This is a genomic window from Rhizobium mongolense USDA 1844 (assembly GCF_000419765.1).
In the GTDB taxonomy this organism is placed as follows: Bacteria; Pseudomonadota; Alphaproteobacteria; order Rhizobiales; family Rhizobiaceae; genus Rhizobium; species Rhizobium mongolense.
This window is the reverse complement of sequence record NZ_ATTQ01000010.1, coordinates 253,599-274,760: the sequence shown is the minus strand read 5'-3', so window position 1 is coordinate 274,760 and position 21,162 is coordinate 253,599. Positions and strand designations below refer to the sequence as shown.

Sequence of the window (21,162 nt, the reverse complement as noted above, 5' to 3'; positions counted from 1 at the left end):
CCGTCCTTGGTGATGCGCGGCGCGCCGAAGGACTTGTCGATGATGACGTTGCGACCCTTCGGGCCGAGCGTTACCTTGACTGCGTCAGCGAGGATATCGACGCCGCGCAGCATCTTTTCGCGCGCGGTGCGGCCGAACTTAATTTCTTTAGCTGCCATTTTGAAAACTCCTGAGAAGGGTTGTCAGCGATTTCGGGTAAAAAGCGACCGGCTGGATCAGCCGATGATGCCCATGATGTCGGCTTCCTTCATGATCAGAAGGTCTTCGCCGTTGATCTTGACTTCNGTGCCGGACCACTTGCCGAACAGNACGCGGTCGCCAGCCTTGACGTCGNGAGCGACGACCTTGCCNGACTCGTCACGAGCGCCGGANCCGACGGCGACGATTTCGCCTTCCTGCGGCTTTTCCTTAGCGGTNTCGGGAATGATGATGCCGCCTTTGGTCTTTTCTTCGGATTCAACGCGGCGAACGACGACGCGGTCGTGAAGGGGGCGGAAATTGGTGCTTGCCATTGTCTAATCCCTCGATCAAATGACATTCGCAGGCCGGACGGCCCACATGGATAAGTGTTAGCACTCTCCGTTGAGGAGTGCTAGCGCCGAGCATTTAGGGATGGCTCCAGAAGGAGTCAAGACGACCCATCACGGAATTTTGCGCCGGAATTGTGAAGAGGGCGGGAATTGTGCGAAACATCGCCCGATTCGACGCGCGTCGGTTGTGTGAGCTTCGGAACGCCCGCGCAGGCTGTCAACGGCGTGGCGTTCCTCTCGTTGAAGGTCCGACGGTTTTTGCTGACGATCGCCCGAAAATACCTTGCCATCGCGGCATGCCTTTGCAATGTCACGCCTGACTGAAAGCAAATCGGGAAATCGGATGGCCAAGCGGATTAGAAGTTTTGCGGAGATCACCAGCCAGTATGATGCGGTGTTTTGCGATGTGTGGGGCGTGCTGCACAATGGCGTCGATCCTTTTCCGACGGCCGCTGCCGCTCTGGAAGCCGCGCGCGGCGAGGGTCTTGCCGTCATCCTCATTACCAATTCGCCGCGCATTGCGCCTCAGGTCGTCGCCCAGCTTCGCCAGATCGGCATCCAGGACGGCGCCTATGACCGGATCGTCACCTCTGGCGACGTCACCCGCGGCCTGATCGCCGAAGGCCCGAAGAAGGTGTTCCTGCTCGGCCCGGATCGCGATCTGGCCATCATCGAAGGTCTCGGCGTCGAGCGCGTCGATGCGAAGGAAGCTCAATCCGTGGTCTGCACCGGTTTCTTCGACGACGAGACGGAAAAGCCGGAAGACTACACGGATATGCTCAAGGATTTTCAGGCGCGCAACGTGCCGATGGTCTGCGCCAATCCGGACCTTGTCGTTGAACGTGGTCACCGCATCATCCCCTGCGCCGGCGCCATGGCTGCCTATTACCACCAGTTGGGCGGCGAGATCCGCATCGCCGGAAAGCCGCACGCGCCGATCTACGACGCCGTGCTGGCAACCGCGCACGAACTCCACGGCGACTTCCCAAAAAGCCGCATTCTTGCCATCGGCGACGGCATGCCGACGGATGTGCACGGCGCTCTCGATTACGGCCTCGATCTTCTCTATATCAGCGGCGGTATCCACGCGAAGGAATACACGCTGAACGGCGAGACCGACGAGGCGATCCTGCATGCCTATCTTGAACGCGAGAAGGCCGCGCCCAAGTGGTGGATGCCGCGCCTCGCATAAGAAGAAGCCCGCCGATGACCGTTTTTCACCGCAATGAAACCCGCGAACCCTTGCCTGCCCACCTGAAGGGCGGGGTGATTGCCATCGGCAATTTCGACGGCGTTCATCGCGGCCATCAATCGGTGCTGAACCGCGCGCTGGAAATCTCGAAAGAGCGGGACATCCCGGCGCTGGTGCTGACTTTCGAACCGCATCCCCGCACGGTCTTCAGGCCGGAAACACCGGTCTTCCGCATCACGCCTGCGCCCCTGAAGGCCCGCATCCTGGAAGCGATCGGCTTCAACGCCGTCATCGAATATCCCTTCGACCGCGAATTCTCGCAGCGCTCGCCGGACGACTTCATCCACGGCATCCTGAAGGACTGGCTGGGCGCCTCCGAAGTCGTCACCGGCTTCGACTTCCATTTCGGCAAGAATCGCGAGGGCGGCCCGGCCTTCCTTATGGATGCCGGCCATAAATACGGTTTCGGCGTCACGCTGATCGATGCCTTCCGCGACGAGAATGCCGAGGTCGTCTCATCGAGCCGCATCCGCGAGTTGTTGAAGGAAGGCGATGTCAGCGAGGCCGCCGCGCTGCTCGGCTACCGCTACACCGTCGAGGCTGAGGTGATCGGCGGCGAAAAGCTTGGCCGCGAACTCGGTTTTCCAACCGCAAACATGCAGCTTCCGCCGGAGGCCGAACTTGCAGCCGGCATTTACGCCGTCCGCTTCCGCCTGGACGACGGCAAGCTCTTCGATGCAGTTGCGAGCTACGGCCGCCGCCCGACGGTGGTTGAAAACGGTGCGCCGCTGCTGGAGACCTATCTCTTCGATTTCAGCGGCGACCTCTACGGCCGGACCTGTTCCGTCTCCTTCTTCGGCCACCTGCGGCCCGAACTGAAGTTCGACGGCCTGGAGCCGCTCGTCGAGCAGATCAGGCGTGACGAGCAGGAGGCGAGGGCGCTGCTTGCGGGTGTCCGGCCGCTCGGCGAACTCGACCTGAAGCTTTGTTTCGTCTGATGCCGCGATGCCGGTTGGCGCGGCCTCAAATCCCTCTTCCTTTTCCCGGCAAAAACGCCTATGAACCGGCGCTATGGATAAAGTCCGGCTGTCGAGTGCGATGCGAATTATCGGCCCGGCCTTCCGCGCGCGCTGAGCCGCCGGAAGGTCCGGGTTTTTGGCGCTTGGGTAAACGAGCGCTTCCGTCATCAGACATTTTTGAAGCCGTCGCGCCTTGAAGGCGCCCAGAAACGATTGCTGAAACATGACCGACACAGCCGAAAAGATCGACTACTCGAAGACCCTCTACCTGCCCGAAACCGACTTCCCGATGCGCGCCGGTCTGCCGCAGAAGGAGCCGGAAATCGTTGCACGCTGGCAGCAGATGGGCCTCTACGGGAAGCTGCGCGCATCCGCCGCCGGACGCGAGAAGTTCGTCCTCCACGACGGCCCTCCCTATGCGAACGGCAACATCCATATCGGCCACGCGCTGAACAAGATCCTCAAGGACGTCATCAACCGCTCGTTCCAGATGCGCGGCTTTGACGCCAACTACGTTCCCGGCTGGGACTGCCACGGCCTTCCGATCGAATGGAAGATCGAGGAGAAGTACCGCGAGAAGGGCAAGAACAAGGACGAAGTTCCGATCAACGAATTCCGCAAGGAATGCCGCGACTTCGCCGCCGGCTGGATCAAGGTTCAGTCCGAGGAGTTCAAGCGCCTCGGCATCGAGGGCGACTTCGATAATCCCTATACGACGATGAACTTCCACGCCGAATCGCGCATTGCCGGCGAGCTTTTGAAGATCGCAAGAAGCGGCCAGCTCTACCGAGGCTCCAAGCCGGTCATGTGGTCGGTCGTCGAGCGCACTGCGCTGGCGGAAGCCGAAGTCGAATACGCCGATGTCGAAAGCGACATGATCTGGGTGAAGTTCCCCGTCGCGGAGGGCCCCGCCGCTCTGGCCGGCGCCTTCGTGGTCATCTGGACGACGACCCCCTGGACGATCCCGGGCAACCGCGCGGTCGCGTTCTCGTCGCGCTACCCCTATGGCCTCTACGAAGTTGCGACCGCCGAGAACGACTTCGGCCCGCAGCCGGGCGAGAAGCTGATCTTTGCCAGGCGCTTGGCTGAGGAATCCGCTGCCAAGGCGAAAGTGACCTTCAATTTCGTTCGCGATATTAAAGCGGATGAACTTTCCGCCGTCACCTGCGCGCACCCGCTGCACGGCCTCGGCGGCGGCTATGATTTCCAGGTACCGCTGCTTGATGGCGAGCATGTGACCGATGACGCCGGTACCGGTTTCGTCCATACCGCCCCCAGCCACGGTCGCGAGGACTTCGATGCCTGGATGGACAATATGCGGGAGCTCGAAGCGCGCGGCATCTCGTCCACGATCCCGTTCCCGGTCGACGATGCCGGCTTCTTCACCATCGACGCGCCTGGCTTCGGCCCGGATGCGGAAGGCGGCGCGGCGCGGGTTATCGACGACAGCGGCAAGAAGGGTGATGCCAATGAGCGCGTCATCAAAGCGTTGATCGCCCGTCACGCCCTCTTCGCACGCGGCCGCCTGAAGCACTCTTATCCGCATTCCTGGCGCTCGAAGAAGCCGGTCATCTTCCGCAACACGCCGCAGTGGTTCGTCCATATGGACAAGGAGCTCGGCGACGGAACGACACTGCGCTCCCGTGCGCTGAACGCGATCGATGAGACACGCTTCGTACCGGCTGCCGGCCAGAATCGCCTGCGCGCCATGATCGAACAGCGCCCGGATTGGGTGCTTTCGCGCCAGCGCGCCTGGGGCGTGCCGATCTGCGTCTTCGTCGACGAGCAAGGTCTGATCCTGCAGGACGACGAGGTCAATGCCCGCATCCTCGAAGCCTTCGAAAAGGAAGGCGCCGACGCCTGGTTCGCCGAAGGTGCGCGTGAGCGTTTCCTCGGCAAGAAGGCGAACGAGCCGTGGAAGCAGGTCATGGATATCCTCGACGTCTGGTTCGACTCGGGCTCCACGCACACCTTCACGCTGGAAGACCGCCCGGACCTTAAATGGCCGGCCGATCTCTACCTCGAAGGCTCGGACCAGCATCGCGGCTGGTTTCATTCCTCACTGCTCGAATCGGCCGCTACCCGCGGCCGCGCGCCCTACAACGCCGTCCTCACCCATGGGTTCACCATGGACGAGAAGGGCGAGAAGATGTCGAAGTCCAAGGGCAACGTCACTGCGCCGCAGGAAGTTATGAAGGATGCCGGTGCGGATATCCTCCGCCTCTGGGTCATGACCTCCGACTACGCGGACGACCTTCGCGTCGGCAAGACGATCATCCAGACGAATGTCGATGCCTACCGAAAGCTCCGCAACACGATCCGCTGGATGCTTGGCACCCTCGCCCACGACAAGGGCGAAGTGATCGCACTCGCCGATCTGCCGGAACTGGAGCAGCTGATGCTCCACCGCTTGGCCGAGCTCGACGAACTCGTGCGCGAGAACTACGATGCCTTCGACTTCAAGAAGATCGCGCGCGCGCTCATCGACTTTGCCAATGTCGAGCTCTCGGCCTTCTATTTCGACATCCGCAAGGACACGCTCTACTGCGATGCGCCGTCGAGCCAGCGGCGCCGTGCGGCTCTCCATGTCATCCGCAATATCTTCGATTGCATGGTGACCTGGATGGCGCCGATGCTGCCCTTCACGATGGAAGAGGCGTGGCTGTCGCGCGATCCGTCGGCGGTCTCGGTTCATCTCGAGCAGTTCCCGGTGATCCCGCCTGAATGGAAGAACGAGGCGCTGGCCGGCAAGTGGAAGAAGGTCCGTGCGATCCGTTCGGTCGTCACCGGCGCTCTGGAGATCGAGCGCAAGGACAAGCGGATCGGCTCGTCGCTGGAAGCAGCGCCCGTCGTGCATGTCACGGACAGCGTGCTTCGCGCTGCTCTTGATGGGCTGGATTTCTCGGAAATCTGCATCACCTCGGATATTGCCGTCGACGGCGCCGAGGGGCCGGCCGCAGCCTTCCGGCTGCCGGAAGTTCCGGGCGTCAGCGTCGAGCCAGCACTTGCCGAGGGCACCAAATGCGCCCGCTCCTGGCGTATCACCAAGGATGTCGGCTCCGATCCGCAGTATCCGGATGTATCGGCCCGCGATGCCGCTGCATTGCGCGAACTCGGATTGTAATACTGAAGAAAATTGCCGGATGAATTGCTCTTTTGCAGTTCATCCGGTAAAAGCTGCCTGAAAATGGCCGGATTTTTACGTCAGGGGGACGATCATCCGGTAGGGCGATGATTGCACCGGCATGGCTGGAAGGGTTTTCATGTTAGCGACGCGTTGGTTCCGTGTAGGCGCTTGCCTGGCTGTTGTTGTGGCGGCGGGCTCGATAGCTTCCGGCTGCAGCCCGACCTACGGTACAGGCACGACGGCGATGACGCAGCTTGGCGATGATATCGGCCAGTCCGTGTCTCTGGCTCCCCGCGAGCCGAAGAACAAGGGCGTCAAGTACACGCCGCGCCCGACGCTGATCTTGCCTGCCCAGGCTTCCGGGGAGGCGCTGGTCGAGCCGCAGCAGACGATCGCGAGCAAGGAAAATCCGCAGTGGGTCGAGTCGCCGGAAGAAACCCGCGCACGCCTCGTCAAGGAAGCCGACGATAACGAAGACAAGTACACCTATGTGTCGCCGCTCGCCAAGAACGGCGTCGAAGGCGGTCGCCAGACGACCGAAGCGCAGACCAAGGCCTACCGCGAAGCCCGCGCCCTGCAGAAGGGGGCCTATCTTGATCAGCGCCGCTACATTTCCGATCCGCCGTCGACCTATCGCCAGGTCGACGATCCCGCCAAGCTGGAAGATCTTGGCGAACCCGAGCTCAAGAAGGCAAAGCAGCGCAAGAAGGATGCCGCAGTTGCCGGCACCGGCAAGCAGTGGTGGAACCTCCTTCAGTAAGTCCGGGCCATCTCAGGCTTGCCGCGTCGCAAACCAGCGGCGAACGAGCGCGATGTGCACAATCTGACATCCGAAAAGAAAACAGCCGGAGAAAGCGAGCTCGTTTCCGCCGGCCATGCTTTTTGCGATCAGCAGGATGAAAATGGCGGCGTCAAGTGCCGGCACGAAGCCGAAGGCCATGAGCCGGCGCGCCGACCAATTCACCTTGCCCCGAAAAGACCATTGCATCGGGATTTTCCCTGCACCCGGCGCGACCGCCCTGTAAGGCCAGGCGGCGAGCGCGACGATGGCGGCGAGAGCAAGAATGCTCGGGTCATGGAAGCTCTCTCTTTTCGGCAAAGAACGTCCTGAGAATGCCCGCTGATTCCGTTTCGTTCAAACCGGAATAGACCTCCGGCGCGTGATGGCAGGTCGGCTGGGCGTAGAACCGCACACCATTGTCGACTGCCCCGCCTTTGGGATCTTCGGCGCCGTAATAGAGCCTGCGGATGCGCGCAAACGAGATGGCCGCGGCACACATGGTGCAGGGCTCCAGCGACACGTAGAGGTCGGCGCCAACCAGACGCTCCTGCCCCAGGACGTCGCAAGCCATGCGGATCGCAGCTACTTCGGCATGGGCCGTGACGTCGTTGAGCTCCCGCGTCCGGTTGCCGGCGCGCGCGACGACGGCGCCATCGAGCACCACCACGGCGCCGATCGGCACTTCGCCGCGCTCGCCCGCTGCTCGCGCTTCGTCAAGGGCCATCTCCATAAACCGATTTGTCTTCACGATCCGGCAATTTCCCACTTAACCGCAAGGGCGCGACCTGATAGACAGGCCCCAAAAGGCAGGCAAACAACAAATGACATTCAAAGACAAGCCAAAACGGCCGGGCGGCAAGCCCTCCGCGCACGATGCGCGGCCGAAAACCGAAGGCAAACTGGCAAGAAGCTCGGCGGCCCCCAAGGCTGCAGTCGCCGAGACCGAGGGCGAAGCCAAGGCGGAACGCATCTCCAAGGTCATGGCGCGCGCAGGCGTTGCCTCGCGCCGCGACATCGAGCGCATGATCATGGAAGGCCGCGTCACGCTGAACGGCAAGACGCTCGATACGCCGGTGGTCAACGTGACGCTTACCGATAAGATCGAGGTCGACGGCGTGCCGATCCGCGGCATCGAGCGCACGCGCCTCTGGCTCTACCACAAGCCGGCCGGTCTGGTGACCACCAATTCCGACCCGGAAGGCCGCCCGACGGTTTTCGACAATTTGCCAGAAGAGCTGCCGCGCGTCATGTCGATCGGCCGGCTCGACATCAATACCGAAGGTTTGCTGCTGCTGACCAATGACGGCGGTCTTGCCCGCGCGCTCGAACTGCCGACCACCGGCTGGCTCCGCCGCTACCGCGTGCGCGCCCATGGCGAGATCGATCAGGAAGCGCTCGACAAGCTGAAGGACGGCATTGCCGTCGACGGCGTGCTCTACGGCTCCATCGAAGCGACGCTTGACCGCACCCAGGGTTCCAACGTCTGGATCACCATGGGTCTTCGCGAAGGCAAGAACCGTGAAATCAAGAATGTGCTCGGCGCGCTCGGCCTCGACGTCAACCGTCTCATCCGCGTTTCTTACGGTCCGTTCCAACTCGGCGATCTGCCGGAAGGCCACGTCGTTGAAGTGCGTGGACGCACGCTGCGCGATCAGCTTGGCCCTCGCCTGATCGAGGACGCCAAGGCGAACTTCGATGCCCCGATCTATAACGCGCCTGCCCTTGCTGCCGAGGAAGAGGTGGAAACGAAGCCGGAGAAGCGCGAGCGCTCCTGGAAGCCTGAGGACAAGCGCGAGCGTGCTTTGAGCCGTCTCGACACCAAGCGCGACGATCGCCGTGATGGCAGGCGCGAAGGCGACCGCGATGTTGGCCGCAAGGAAGACGACCGGCCCAAGCGCCCGGCGCTTGGCAGCCGCAGAAACGCCAACGTCTGGATGGCGCCCGGCGCCCGTCCGCTCGGCGAAAAGGCAGCCGCCAAGGTTGCGAAGAATGCCCAGACCGCCCGCAAGCGTGGCGAGAAGCCGGGCAGCAGTAAGCCGCAGCCTTCCAACTACGGCGACGACCGGCCACGCGTGCAGATCAACCGCGCCCGCGACGAGGAAGGCGAGTGGATCCGCTCCAGCGAAGTTTCGCCGAAGTCCAAGGATGGCGGCGAGGGTTTTGGCCGCAAGCGCTCGTTCGGCGATCGTCCTGCGCGCCCGGATCGCGGTTCTGGCGACCGTCAGGCTCGTGGCGACCGCCCGTCCGGCGACCGTCCTCCGCGCGGCGAGCGGCCCTTCGGCGACAAACCCCGTGGCGACCGCAGACCACGTGCTGAGGGTGACGACCGTCCGCGTTCATTCGGTGATCGTCCCGCGCGTGGTGACCGCCCGTCCGGTGACCGTCCCCCGCGTGGGGATCGGCCTTTTCGCGACAAGCCCCGCGACGACCGCAGACCACGCGAAGAAGGTGACGAGCGTCCCCATGCCTTCGGCGATCGTCCGCGCGCTGCCCGTAGCGCTCCCGGCGAGGGCCGCTCCGAACGGCCGCGCGGCGAAAGGCCGTTTGGCGATAAACCTGCAGGCGACAAGCCCCGCGGCAAGAGCTTCGGCAAGCCGGGCGGCGGCTCGAAGAATTTCTCAAGCAAGCCTAAGGGCGATCGGCCGGGCGGTGGTGGCAAGCCTTCGGGCGGCCCGTCGCGCGGTGGACCGAGAGGAAAGGGAATGACGCGCGGTGCGGATCGTCGGCGGTGAGTTTCGCGGACGGCCGCTCGCCGTACCGAAATCGAACGACATCCGGCCGACTGCCGACCGGACGCGTGAGAGCCTGTTCAATATCCTGAGCCACGCCTATTCGGAATGCCTCGATGGCACCCGGATTCTCGATCTTTTTGCCGGCACCGGCGCCGTCGGCCTTGAAGCCATTTCGCGCGGCTGCCGTCATGCGCTCTTTGTCGAAAACAGCGTCGAGGGCAGGGGGCTTCTCTGGGAGAATATCGATGCGCTCGGCCTCCACGGCCGCACCCGCATTCTGCGGCGTGACGCCACGGACCTAGGTTCCGTCGGCAATCTCGAGCCCTTCAGCATGCTTTTCGCCGATCCACCCTATGGCAAGGGTCTGGGTGAAAAGGCGATGGCAGCTGCCGCCAAGGGCGGCTGGCTCGTGCCGGGCGCGGTTGCCGTTCTCGAAGAGCGGTCGGATGTTGCCGTTTCAGTTGATCCTTCCTATCTCTTCCTCGAAGATCGCATCTTTGGCGATACAAGGGTTCATTTCTTCCGCTACCAGCCTGAATAAGGGCGGCGGGTTATCCGGAGTTGAGTTGTGCGGCAGGCGGTTGTTGCGAATAACGAAATGCCTGTTGCGAGCCGCATGCCGACGGTGGCCATCGCCTTCGGCGGCGGCGGTGCCCGTGGGCTCGCCCATATCCACGTGATCGAAGCCCTGGACGAGCTCGGCATCCGGCCCGTTGCGATTTCCGGCGCGTCGATCGGCGCCATCATGGGTGTGGGCATGGCGGCCGGCATGAGTGGCGAGGCGATCCGCGAGCACGCGCTGATGACGGTCGGTAACAAGACGGCTGTCGTCAGCCGCATCTGGGGTCTCCGGCCGCAGACGGTCCGGGACGCCGTCGCAAAGGGCATCCGTATCGGCCAGTTCAATCTCGAGCGTATCCTCAAGGCCTTCCTGCCGGCCGGCCTGCCCGATCGCTTCGAAGATCTGCCAATTCCGATGAACGTCATCACGACCGACTACTACGGTCAGAGCGAAGTCATCATCGGCGAAGGAGCGCTGTTTCCGGCGCTTGCCGCATCGTCTTCCATCCCTGCAGTCTTCATGCCCGTTCGCCTCCACGGCCGGGTGATGATCGATGGCGGCATCAGCAATCCGGTCCCCTACGAGTGCCTGATGGATATTGCCGACATCGTCATCGGTGTCGATGTCGTCGGTGCGCCGGAAGGCGACGGCACACATATTCCGAACCGCATGGAAAGCATTTTCGGTTCCGGCCAGCTGATGATGCAGACGGCAATCACGCTGAAACTCAAGCTCCAGCCGCCGCATATCTTCCTGCGCCCGGCCGTCGGCCGCACTGGCGTGATGGATTTTCTCAAGGCGCGCGAGGTACTGGCGATGTCTGCGGGCGTCAAGGATGAACTGAAGCGCGCACTCGATCAGGAATTCGAAGCCCGCCTTAGAGCCTAGGCATCCGCTGTCACGTCAGCCGTTCCCGCTAGCGGATCTTCGTCGAAATCCATCGTTCGCTTGGGCTTCACCAGCGGTTCTGGCCGGACCGGCTGGGAAAAAAGCATGTCGCGGCCCGCCTGCAGCCCACCGGTCACTTGAAGCGCCAGCCGCTCCTCGTCGCGCTTGCGGATATCCTCGCCGATCTCCAAGGCGTCCGCATCGTCGACCCCGAGCGCCTCAAGCGTGCGGCGGCCAAACAGTAGGCCGGATTCCAACGTTTCGCGCAGTTCGTAGTCGACGTTGCGGTTCCTGAGGGCGATTGAATGGACACGGTCGTAGGAGCGCACGAAGAGTTTCGCGTGCGGATATTCGGCCTGCACCAGGTCCACCACCTTGTCGGTGATTTCCCGCTTCTGCGTGCAGACGACGACGATCTTCGCCTTGTCGATGCCGGCCGAGCGCAGCACGTCCTTGCGCGTTCCGTCGCCGAAATAGATACGAAAGCCGAAGGAGGACGCCTGGCGGATACGGTCCGCGGAGAAATCGATGACCGTCACGTCGCGCCCGCCCGCGAGCAGGATCTGCGCGGCGATCTGGCCGAAACGCGAGAAGCCGACCATCAACACATCGGCCCCCGCACCCTCGAAGTCCTCATCGAGCTCCTCTTGATCCTCCCCTTTCAGCATACGTTTCGAAAGTGCTGCCCCGAGCGGAGTCAGCGCCATCGACAGTGTAACGATGGCGACCAGAAGCGATGCCGTGCTGAAGGGCATCAGTCCCGCCGCACCGGCAGTCGTGAACAGCACGAAGCCGAATTCGCCGCCCTGCGGGAGCAGGAAAGCGATGCGGATGGCGTCGTCGTGCGAAGAACCGCTCACCCGGCAGAGGCCGTAGATGATCACAGCCTTGACGGCCATCACGATCGGCACCGCGACGACGATGAAGAGCGCGTTGTCGATCAGAACGTCCAGTTCCAGCGACAGACCGACCGCCATGAAGAAGATAGCGAGAAGCACGCCGCGGAAAGGTTCGATATCCGCCTCAAGCTCGTGCCGGTAGGAGGATTCGGCGAGCATGACGCCGGACAGGAACGCGCCCATCGCCATGGAAAGTCCGGCAAACTGCATCAGGCTCGCCGATCCCATGACCACGAAAAGCGCCGCGACGATCATCGCCTCGCGTGCTCCGGTCCTTGCAATCACCTGGAAGAGCGGCGTCAGAAGATAGCGCCCCATGACGACCATCGCGCCGACGGCACCGACCGCGATCGCAAAGTCCATAAGCGGCGCGTTGCTGCCGGTTCCACCGTCCAGAATGGTGATCAGCGCCAAGAGCGGCACGATTGCCAGGTCCTGGAAAAGCAGCATCGAAAAGGAGCGCTGCCCATATTTGGTGTTCACCTCGCCAACATTATCGAGGATCTGCATCGCAAAGGCAGTGGAAGAAAGCGCCAGCCCAAAGCCAGCAACGACGCTTCCCCGCCAGTCGAGCACGCCGGAGAAATAGGCAAGCCCCGTCAGCGCCAGTCCCGTCAGCATCACCTGCGCGGTGCCGAGCCCGAAGATGTCGCGTCGCATCTGCCAGAGCCGCGAGGGCTTGAGCTCGAGGCCGATGATGAAGAGCAGGAAGACGACGCCGAGCTCGGCAACGCCCAAAATCTGCTCTCCGTCCGTGATGCCATGAAATATCGGACCGATAACGACGCCCGCGGCAAGATAGCCGAGCACCGTGCCGAGGCCGAGCTTCTTGAAGATCGGGGCGGCAACGACCGCGCCGCCGAGCAGCAGGATCGTTTCGGAAAAGAGGGCATTGGGGGCGGACATGTCGCGGAGTTTCTTTCAATGGCGGGAAGCGCGCAAGCCGCGCGAAAAAGAATCGGCGGCCGCGGCCTTGATGCTTTCGGAAGTGCACAATAAATGGAAGCCCAAGGAAAGGCCAAATCATGTCCTCAGAAATAGATTCCTCGACACTTCTTTCCCGTGCAAGCCAGTTGATCGATCTTGCCAGGACGGCCGGCGCCGATGCCGCCGATGCGGTTGTCGTGCGCTCGCGCTCGCAATCCGTCAGCATCCGCCTCGGCAAGGTCGAAGGCACGGAATCGTCTGAGAGCGACGATTTCTCGCTGCGCGTCTTCGTTGGCCGGAAGGTCGCGAGCGTTTCCGCCAATCCCGGCTTCGACCTGAAGGCGCTCGCTGAACGCGCGGTCGCGATGGCAAAGGTCTCGCCTGAAGATCCCTTCGCCTGCCTTGCCGATGAGCAGAGGCTTGCGAAGTCCTATGGCGATCTTGAGCTTTTCGACCCGACGGACGTTTCCGCCGACATGCTGCGCGAGGCAGCGCTTGCGACTGAAGCCGCGGCACTTGAGATCAAGGGTGTCACCAACTCGTCCGGGGGCGGAGCCTCCGCTGGTTTCGGGGGGCTGGTTCTCGTCACTTCGCACGGCTTCCAAGGCAGCTATATGGGCTCGCGCTTCGGCCGTTCCGTGAGCGTCATTGCCGGCGAAGGCACCGGCATGGAGCGCGATTACGATTACGACAGCCGCCTTTATTACGCCGAACTCGACGATGCCGCCGAAATCGGCCGCCGCGCCGGCGAGCGTGCCGTCAAGCGCCTCAATCCGCGTCAGGTCGATACCGGCAAGGGCATCACCGTCGTCTTCGATCCGCGCATCGCCCGCGGTTTCGTCGGCCACATCGCTGGCGCCATCAATGGCGCGTCCGTGGCGCGCAAATCCAGCTTCCTGCGCGACAAGATGGGCCAGCAGGTGTTGAAACCCGGCCTTTCGATCACCGACGATCCGCTGATCGTCCGCGGCCCGTCCTCGCGTCCTTTCGATGGCGAAGGCATTTCCGGCGAGCGGCTGGTGATGATCGAGGACGGCGTCCTGAAGCATTGGTTCCTCTCGACTGCGACGGCGCGTGAAATCGGCATGGAAACCAATGGCCGCGGCGTGCGCAGCGGCAATTCGGTGACGCCTGCTTCGACGAACCTCGCGCTGGAACCGGGTGATATCTCGCCGGAAGAGTTGATCCGGAGCGTCGGGAACGGCTTCTACGTGACTGAGCTTATCGGCCAGGGTGTCAATATGCTCACAGGCGAATATAGCCGCGGCGCGACCGGCTTCTGGATCGAAAACGGCGAACTGACATTCCCTGTCTCAGAAGTGACGATCGCCTCGAACCTCAAGGAGATGTTCATGCGCGTGACGCCCGCAAACGACATCGATCGCAAGTATGGCGTAGCGGCCCCCACGCTGGCGATCGAGGGAATGACGCTTGCGGGACGCTAGAGCGCCCCGACCTTGTTGGAATTGGATTGATGCAATGTGTGACGTTCGAACGGCCCGCTGGCAACGCGATCTCGAATTGATCGCCGGTGCCGCAAAGCAGGCGGGTGATGTTGCTCTCGGTTTCTTCAATCAGTCGCCGGAGGTCTGGTGGAAGAATGGAGGCCGCTCGCCCGTCAGCGCTGCCGATTTCGCCGCCAACGAAAAGCTGGAATCCATCCTACGCCTCGCCAGGCCGGATTACGGCTGGCTTTCCGAAGAGACCGAGGACAGCGCCGCCCGTCTGTCGGCCGAGACGCTTTTCGTCATCGATCCGATCGACGGCACGCGCGCCTTCCTCGGCGGCTTGGATCTCTGGTGCGTCAGCGTTGCCGTCGTCCATCGCGGCAGGCCGGTTGCCGGAGTGCTCTACGCTCCCGCCCTCGACGAGCTTTTCGAGGCGGTCGAAGGCGGTGCCGCGATGAAGAATGGCGAGCCCATCGCCGTATCGGCCAACGAACCGGGTACCGTCAGTCGTTTTGCGATCGGCGAAGACATCCTGAAGGCATTCCCCGATCCCTTCCGGCTGAAAATCGAAAGGGTGAAGCATGTGCCCTCGCTTGCCTATCGCATCGCGATGGTCGCTGACGGCCGTCTTGAAGGTACCTTCGTCAAGCGCAATTCGCATGACTGGGATCTTGCCGCAGCCGATCTCATCCTCGAACGCGCCGGCGGCCGGCTGACCGATCTCGATGGGCGCTCGGTCCTCTACAACCGTTCTGAGGTTAGTCATGCCGAGCTTTGCGGCGCTGCTGGCCCTCGCGTTGCGGAGTTTCTAGAAGGGCTTGCTGAAATACGAAGCAGTTGACGTTTGCGTCAAAATCCCGCAGATGAAAGCGCGGAGGAGACCAGAAGAGAAGGCGAAGAAAATGACGGAATCTGGCGGCAAAAAGCAGCTCTTGCATCTCGTATTTGGCGGCGAACTGGAAAGCCTGACCGATGTTCAGTTCCGCGATCTGAATGATCTCGATATTGTCGGTATTTTTCCGGACTACGCCTCGGCGCTAGGGGCCTGGAAGGCCAAGGCGCAGTCGACCGTGGACAACGCACATATGCGTTACTTCATCGTCCATATGCATCGCTTGCTCGATCCGCAGGACAAGGCTGGAAATAACTAATTTTTCAGGATTTTACGCGCCGGATGCCGCCCCATTCGGCTGTCTTTGCGCATCGTTAGATACGCGCCACAGGCGATTGACGCATTCTGAACAAATTACTCGGTCATTCCGGCCGCAACAATAATTGGGGAATGGGTTTGATGTCGATCATCGCTGATCGGAGGCATTTTAGATGAGTTCGCCAAGAGCGCGGTTCGCGCTGGGCGTCTATCGGACGGCAGGGGTCATCGCCTCTCCGATCGTCGGCGCCTATCTCGCCTACCGGACTGCGAAGGGCAAGGAAGAGCGTGCGCGCCGCACGGAGCGCTTTGGTTATGCCAGCGCAAACCGGCCGCAGGGTCCGCTTGTCTGGTTCCATGCTGCGAGTGTCGGTGAGACAAACGCCGTCATTCCGCTTATCCGCGAAATCCGCCGCCGCGACATTCATGTGATCCTGACGACGGGCACGATCACCTCGGCAAGGCTCGCCGCCGAGCGCATCGGCAATGAGGCGATCCATCAATATGTACCGCTCGACCTGAAACCCGCCGTCAGCCGCTTCCTCGAGTACTGGCAGCCGGATTGCGCCATCATTGCAGAGTCGGAAATCTGGCCGGCGACCGTCATGGAACTCGGCCGCCGCCGTATTCCGCAAATCCTCGTCAATGCTCGCATGTCGGATCGCTCCTTCGCGCGCTGGCAGCGTCGAACGGCCATTGCCGAGGCGCTGTTCGAAAACCTCGCGCTTGTGATCGCGCAGTCGGATATCGATGCCGAGCGTTTTCGCGATCTCGGGGCAAGGCACGTGACGACCTCCGGCAATCTCAAGGTCGATACGGACGCACCGCCTTACGACGCATCCGTCCTCGCCCGCTATAAGAAGCAGATCGGCGATCGCAAGACATGGGCTGCGATCTCGACTTTCGACGGCGAGGAAAATGCCGCGGCGGTCGTTCATCGGACGCTGAAGGAGCGCAACGCCCAGCTGACGATTATCGTGCCGCGCCATCCCGAGCGCTCCGACGAGATCGAAGAAATGCTCGTCAAGCAGGGCCTCAAGGTTGCCCGCCGCACGCGCGACGACGTACTCTCGCCGGATGTCGATATCTTCCTCGGCGATACGATCGGCGAGATGGGTCTTTACCTGCGGATGACAGAAGTCGCCTTCGTCGGCCGCTCGCTCTTTGCCGAAGGCGGACAAAATCCGCTCGAACCCGCCATGCTGGGCTGCGCTGTGCTTTCCGGCAGCAATGTCCAGAATTTCCGCGAAGCCTATCAGAAGCTTGCCCGGCGCGGCAGCGCCCGCATGGTGCGCGATACCGAGATGCTGGCCAAGGGCGTGCATTATCTGCTCATCAACGGCGAGGCGCGGCGCAGCATGATCGAGGCCGGCGTCACGGCTGTGCAGGAAATGCGCGGCGCGCTGACGGCGACGGTGAAGTCTCTCGAGCCTTACATCAATCCGCTGACGGTGAAGGCAAGACTGCTGCCGAGGTCGGTGGCAGAGGGCTGATGGAAAAGATGATGGCTGCGCAAATCAAGGGCATCCTCTTCGACAAGGACGGCACCCTGCTCGATTATGATGAGAGCTGGCTGCCGGTAAACCGTGAATTGGCGCGCATCGCCTCGCAAGGCGATCCGGCGCTAGCCGACCATCTGTTGCTGGCGACCGGGATGGACCCGGTGACCGGCCATATCGTGCCCGACAGTCTACTGGCTGCCGGCAATACCCGGCAGATCGCCGAGGGGCTGGTCGCGGCGGGTTCCAGGGTCGATGTCATGGAACTGACGATCACGCTCGACTCTCTCTTTTCCCATGCCGCCGACTTTTCCGTACCGGTCACCGATCTTGCCGCCTTCTTCGGTCGCCTGCACCGTCGTGGCTTCAGGCTTGGCATCGCGTCCAGCGACAACGAGCGCTCCATCCGCCAGACGGCGCAGCGCTTCGGTTTCGCTGAGTTCGTGGACTACATCGCCGGTTATGACAGCGGCTTCGGCAGCAAGCCGGACGCTGGAATGGTCCTCGGCTTCTGCAAGGCGACCGGGCTAGAACCGGCACAAGTGGCGGTCGTCGGCGACAACAATCACGACCTGCACATGGGCCACAATGCCGAGGCCGGCCTCAAGATCGCCGTGCTGACGGGCACCGGCTCGCGGGAATCGTTGGCTGCCGCATCCGACTATTGCCTCAACGATATCACCGAACTCGAAGGCCTGTTGCCGAACCTGCAATTGGCATGATTGCCTACTACGCGCGGCCAGTCATTGCTGCCGTGCCGGCACTCCCTTACTCTCGCGGATCTCTGCGCGCGTCCAGCCGCGCCATGTCCATGGCGCGGAAGACTCTTTTCCAACGTAGTTGTTTCATTTACGGCGCAGACGCACCGTGGCTTGATTCCTGTGACAAGCACTGGAATGAGGACGGTCGGGAGCAAAGCTTGCTTTTTCTGCAATTTTGCCCTTTCTTTCCCGCCAGTCGAGGGTAGCCGGTGGCCCGCAAGGCACCGGAGGAGCATGGGGCGGCAGTTATGGTATCCGAAGCGCCGCCGTTTTGGTGGACGAAAGCCGATTGGCGGGCATGGGCGCTGTCGCCCTTTTCCTTCCTGTATGGACGGATCGCCGGCTATCGCATGACGCATGCGCGCCGCGCTTCCGTTCCCGTTCCCGTCATCTGCATCGGCAATTTCACCGTAGGCGGCGCCGGCAAGACGCCGACAGCGCTGACGATCGCTCGTGCCGCCAAGGCCAAGGGGCTGCGGCCCGGCTTCCTGAGCCGCGGCTATGGCGGTTCCCTGGACGTCACTGTGGTTGTCGATCCCGCTCATCATCGCGCCGTTGCCGTTGGCGACGAGCCGTTGCTGCTTGCCCGCGAGGCGATGACCGTCGTTTCCCGCCGCCGCGTCGAAGGCGCCGAGCGGCTTGTCAGGGAAGGGGCCAACCTCATCATCATGGATGATGGTTTCCAGAGCGCGCGGCTGGCGATCGACTATGCGCTGCTCGTCATCGACACGACGCGCGGCCTGGGCAATGGACATACGGTGCCGGGCGGTCCCGTGCGCGCGCCGATCTCCGTGCAGATGCGCTATGCCAGCGCGCTCCTGAAAGTGGGAAAGGGCAATGCCGCCGATGCGATCGTCCGCATGGCTGCCCGCGCCGCCAAACCATATTTCACCGCATCGCTGAAGGTTTGCGGCGAAAACGACCTCGCCGGCCGGAAGGTACTGGCTTTTGCAGGCATAGCCGATCCGGGCAAGTTCTTCCGGACGGTGGAATCACTCGGCGCCGAAATCGCGATCGGCAGATCCTTCGGCGACCACGAACACCTGAGCGACGATGAGATGGCTGACCTGCTGTCGACCGCCGAACGCGACGACCTGCTGATCGTCACGACCTCGAAAGATTTCGTGCGGCTTGCCGGCCACCATGGCAAAGCGGAGGAACTCGCCGCCAAATGCCGGGTCATCGAAGTCGAAATGGCGTTCGAAGACCCACAGGCACCCGGCCTCATCATCGATCGTGCCACAGAGGCCTGCCGGGAGCGGCGGCTGAGAAAAAGCCGGAAATCCGAGTGAGTCTACGGGCGCGACGCGTTGAAATCCGTTAACGATCACCGCGTTCCGCCACACGCCCTCGGAATGCGTCTCGCGGCATGAATGATCGGGCGGCCGAGAGGGCGCTCTTCACGAGCGTTTGCTGGATCAGCGCTTCTGGTTCGGCAGAACGCCGGCGCGCTTGTCGGCTTCGAGCGAAGAAACGACGTCGGCATAGGGTTCCTGGCGCGCAACGCTCCAGTAGCGTAGCTCGTCGAGCGGGATATGCTTGCCGGTCATGGCGCAAATAACATAGGAACCCGGCGACAGGATCTGGAAATCTGCATCGAGATAGCGGATCTTCGCCTCGCGGTTTCCGTTTCCTTCAAACAAGTTCATCCTGCTCCGTTCCCTGTTGCCTTCGACTGCCAATATCGCGGCGAAGGCATTATTGCCAGCGTTTTCAGCTGCGTCCGAACAGGCGCTCGATATCCGACAGCTTCAGTTCGATATAGGTCGGCCGCCCGTGATTGCACTGGCCGGAGCCTGGCGTCACTTCCATCTGCCGAAGCAGCGCATTCATTTCCTCCGGCCGGAGCCTGCGGCCGGAGCGCACCGAGCCGTGGCAGGCCATTGTCGCTGCGACATATTCGAGCTTGGCCGAAAGGCCGGAGGCCGTATCCCATTCGGCAATCTCGTCGGCAAGCTGGCGGATGAGGCCCTGCGCATCGACCTCGCCGAGCATGGCCGGCGTCTCGCGCACGGCAATCGCCCCCGGCCCGAAGCGCTCGATTGCAAGCCCAAGCTCTTTGAGGCCTTCGGCATGCACGATCAGCCGGTCGCAATCCTCTTCCGGCAGGTCGACGATTTCGGGGATCAGCAGCACCTGTGATGGCAGCTTTTTCGATTGCAGCGCCTTTCGCATTGCCTCGAACACCAGCCGCTCATGTGCGGCGTGCTGGTCTACGATGACAAGCCCGTCATCGGTCTGCGCAACGATGTAGTTCTCGTGGATCTGCGCGCGCGCAGCGCCGAGCGGGTAACGCGGCGGCGGTTCTTCGGCTGGTCGGGGCTGCTGCCATGCCTGCGCCTGCGGTTCGGCGCGTGCAGCCGGCATGCTCAGCCCGTCGAAGGACGCCTGCGGCCTTTCGCCAAAACCGCCGGTTGCGGTCTGAAACGGACGCGATGGGGACGTCCCGGCCGACCATGCGGCTTGCGCTGGCCGCTGGTAGCCCGGCTGGAAACCCGACCTGAAGGAGCGCAGCATACCGTCAGCGCCAGTCGTTGCCGCCCGGCTTCCGTCACGCGCCAGCGCCTCGCGCACTGCGCCAACGATCAGCCCTCGCACGAGGCCCGGATCGCGGAAGCGCACGTCCGACTTGGCCGGATGCACGTTGACATCTACCAGCGCCGGATCGAGCGACAGCGACAAGACGGCCACCGGATAGCGTCCGGCCGGGATCGTCTCGGCATAGGCGCCGCGGATCGCCGAAAGGATCAGCTTGTCCTGGACCGGCCGGCCGTTGACGAAGGCATATTGATGGGCGGAGTTGCCGCGGTTGAAGGTCGGTACGCCCGCAAAACCGGTGAGAGCGATGCCTTCGCGCTCGGCGTCGAGTTCGATCGCGTTATCGCGGAATTCCTTGCCGAGCACCTGCGCCATGCGCGCCAAATGATCCTCTCCGGTTGCCGGAAATTCGAGCGTGCTGCGATCGGTGCCGGACAGGACGAAGCGCACGCCGGGAAAGGCGATCGCCATGCGCTTGACGACTTCCGTGATGGCCGCCGCTTCCGCCTTCTCTGTCTTAAGGAACTTTAATCGCGCAGGTGTTGCGAAAAAGAGATCGCGCACTTCGACGATCGTGCCCGGATTGGAGGCCGAGGGCCGCAGATGCAGGACCTTGCCGCCCGCGACGGCAATCTCGGTGCCGCCCGCACTATCCTTGCGGCGGCTGGAAATACTGAGCTTCGCCACGGAACCGATGGAAGGCAGCGCTTCGCCACGAAAGCCGAGCGTGCGGATGTCGTCGAGCGTCGTGGAAATCTTTGAGGTACAATGCCGCTTCACGGCAAGTTCGAGATCGGCTGCATCCATGCCGGCGCCGTTGTCGCTGACCCGCAGTAAGCCTTTGCCGCCGCCGGACGTAGCGATCTCGATACGGGTCGCGCCGGCATCCAGTGCATTTTCGATCAGCTCCTTTGCCGCGCTCGCCGGGCGTTCGATGACTTCGCCCGCGGCGATCTGGTTGATGAGCGTTTCGGAGAGTTGTCTGATGGCCATGCGCCATTTTCGTGGATTCGCGGGTCCGAGGGAAGGGTGAAAACGCTGCGCCCGTGGACCATGTGTTTTCCCCGTGAATTGGGGTGCTTAACGTTAAGCCGCCGTTAGGAGAAAGC

19 protein-coding genes are annotated in these 21,162 nt (G+C 62.5%); 13 read left to right on the top strand and 6 right to left on the bottom strand.

What is annotated here, in order from left to right:
* Positions 1-215: 215 nt before the first annotated feature.
* Positions 216-512 (bottom strand): co-chaperone GroES, encoded by a 297-nt coding sequence (groES, locus tag A3C3_RS0121185; RefSeq protein ID WP_022716591.1) that lies wholly within the window; start codon positions 510-512, stop codon positions 216-218.
* 361 nt (positions 513-873) lie between these two features.
* Between groES and A3C3_RS0121175 the strand changes: the two genes are divergently transcribed.
* The 4 genes from A3C3_RS0121175 (at position 874) to A3C3_RS0121160 (ending at position 6,628) form a co-directional block, all read left to right on the top strand.
* Positions 874-1,722, top strand: coding sequence for a TIGR01459 family HAD-type hydrolase (locus tag A3C3_RS0121175; protein WP_022716589.1), 849 nt, complete (start codon positions 874-876; stop codon positions 1,720-1,722).
* A 14-nt stretch (positions 1,723-1,736) separates the two neighbouring features.
* Positions 1,737-2,720 (top strand): bifunctional riboflavin kinase/FAD synthetase, encoded by a 984-nt coding sequence (locus A3C3_RS0121170; protein ID WP_022716588.1) that lies wholly within the window; start codon positions 1,737-1,739, stop codon positions 2,718-2,720.
* 244 nt (positions 2,721-2,964) lie between these two features.
* Positions 2,965-5,865 (top strand): isoleucine--tRNA ligase, encoded by a 2,901-nt coding sequence (gene ileS, locus A3C3_RS0121165; RefSeq protein WP_022716587.1) that lies wholly within the window; start codon positions 2,965-2,967, stop codon positions 5,863-5,865.
* 139 nt (positions 5,866-6,004) lie between these two features.
* Complete coding sequence (locus A3C3_RS0121160) at positions 6,005-6,628, top strand: hypothetical protein (RefSeq protein ID WP_022716586.1); 624 nt, start codon at positions 6,005-6,007, stop codon at positions 6,626-6,628.
* A gap of 12 nt (positions 6,629-6,640) precedes the next feature.
* Here A3C3_RS0121160 and A3C3_RS0121155 read toward each other — a convergent pair whose 3' ends face one another.
* Both A3C3_RS0121155 and A3C3_RS0121150 read right to left on the bottom strand, forming a co-directional pair.
* Complete coding sequence (locus tag A3C3_RS0121155) at positions 6,641-6,967, bottom strand: hypothetical protein (protein ID WP_145611907.1); 327 nt, start codon at positions 6,965-6,967, stop codon at positions 6,641-6,643.
* A complete protein-coding gene (locus tag A3C3_RS0121150; protein ID WP_022716584.1) occupies positions 6,942-7,379 on the bottom strand; it encodes a nucleoside deaminase in 438 nt (145 codons plus the stop codon). Before A3C3_RS0121150 ends, A3C3_RS0121155 begins: the two co-directional genes overlap by 26 nt.
* A 91-nt stretch (positions 7,380-7,470) precedes the next feature.
* On the opposite strand from A3C3_RS0121150, the gene A3C3_RS0121145 reads away from it, so the two are divergent.
* From A3C3_RS0121145 to A3C3_RS0121135, 3 genes are read left to right on the top strand one after another with little or no spacing between them, the layout of a single operon-like run.
* On the top strand, positions 7,471-9,381 hold the full coding sequence (locus tag A3C3_RS0121145; protein ID WP_022716583.1) for a pseudouridine synthase: 1,911 nt from the start codon (positions 7,471-7,473) through the stop codon (positions 9,379-9,381).
* Complete coding sequence (gene rsmD / locus A3C3_RS0121140; protein WP_022716582.1) at positions 9,362-9,922, top strand: 16S rRNA (guanine(966)-N(2))-methyltransferase RsmD; 561 nt, start codon at positions 9,362-9,364, stop codon at positions 9,920-9,922. Before A3C3_RS0121145 ends, rsmD begins: the two co-directional genes overlap by 20 nt.
* Positions 9,923-9,979: 57 nt before the next feature.
* Positions 9,980-10,831 carry a patatin-like phospholipase family protein gene (locus A3C3_RS0121135; protein WP_022716581.1) on the top strand — a complete coding sequence of 284 codons (852 nt, stop codon included), beginning with the start codon at positions 9,980-9,982 and terminating at the stop codon, positions 10,829-10,831.
* Here A3C3_RS0121135 and A3C3_RS0121130 read toward each other — a convergent pair.
* Positions 10,828-12,636, bottom strand: a complete 1,809-nt coding sequence (locus A3C3_RS0121130) for a monovalent cation:proton antiporter-2 (CPA2) family protein (protein WP_022716580.1) — start codon at positions 12,634-12,636, stop codon at positions 10,828-10,830. The two genes, A3C3_RS0121135 and A3C3_RS0121130, sit on opposite strands and share 4 nt — an antisense overlap.
* A 119-nt stretch (positions 12,637-12,755) precedes the next feature.
* Here A3C3_RS0121130 and A3C3_RS0121125 point away from each other — a divergent pair, with 119 nt between their 5' ends.
* The 6 genes from A3C3_RS0121125 to lpxK all read left to right on the top strand — a co-directional run bounded on the left by A3C3_RS0121125 (position 12,756) and on the right by lpxK (position 18,807).
* Entirely contained in the window at positions 12,756-14,102 is a 1,347-nt protein-coding gene (locus A3C3_RS0121125) for a TldD/PmbA family protein (protein ID WP_022716579.1), read from the top strand.
* 34 nt (positions 14,103-14,136) lie between these two features.
* Positions 14,137-14,946 carry a 3'(2'),5'-bisphosphate nucleotidase CysQ gene (locus A3C3_RS0121120; protein ID WP_022716578.1) on the top strand — a complete coding sequence of 270 codons (810 nt, stop codon included), beginning with the start codon at positions 14,137-14,139 and terminating at the stop codon, positions 14,944-14,946.
* A gap of 61 nt (positions 14,947-15,007) precedes the next feature.
* Positions 15,008-15,256: a DUF4170 domain-containing protein gene (locus A3C3_RS0121115; protein WP_028739857.1), complete on the top strand. Its 249-nt coding sequence runs from the start codon at positions 15,008-15,010 to the stop codon at positions 15,254-15,256.
* A 172-nt stretch (positions 15,257-15,428) separates the two neighbouring features.
* Positions 15,429-16,748 carry a lipid IV(A) 3-deoxy-D-manno-octulosonic acid transferase gene (gene waaA, locus A3C3_RS0121110; protein ID WP_022716576.1) on the top strand — a complete coding sequence of 440 codons (1,320 nt, stop codon included), beginning with the start codon at positions 15,429-15,431 and terminating at the stop codon, positions 16,746-16,748.
* 11 nt (positions 16,749-16,759) lie between these two features.
* The gene (locus A3C3_RS0121105; protein ID WP_376774875.1) at positions 16,760-17,476 is read left to right on the top strand and encodes an HAD family hydrolase; all 717 of its coding nucleotides are present in this window, start codon (positions 16,760-16,762) and stop codon (positions 17,474-17,476) included.
* 287 nt (positions 17,477-17,763) lie between these two features.
* The gene (gene lpxK / locus A3C3_RS0121100; protein WP_022716574.1) at positions 17,764-18,807 is read left to right on the top strand and encodes a tetraacyldisaccharide 4'-kinase; all 1,044 of its coding nucleotides are present in this window, start codon (positions 17,764-17,766) and stop codon (positions 18,805-18,807) included.
* 126 nt (positions 18,808-18,933) lie between these two features.
* Here lpxK and A3C3_RS0121095 read toward each other — a convergent pair whose 3' ends face one another.
* Positions 18,934-19,164, bottom strand: a complete 231-nt coding sequence (locus A3C3_RS0121095) for a DUF2093 domain-containing protein (protein ID WP_022716573.1) — start codon at positions 19,162-19,164, stop codon at positions 18,934-18,936.
* Between the two features lie 64 nt (positions 19,165-19,228).
* Positions 19,229-21,046, bottom strand: coding sequence for a DNA mismatch repair endonuclease MutL (gene mutL, locus A3C3_RS0121090; protein WP_022716572.1), 1,818 nt, complete (start codon positions 21,044-21,046; stop codon positions 19,229-19,231).
* Positions 21,047-21,162 lie beyond the last annotated feature (116 nt).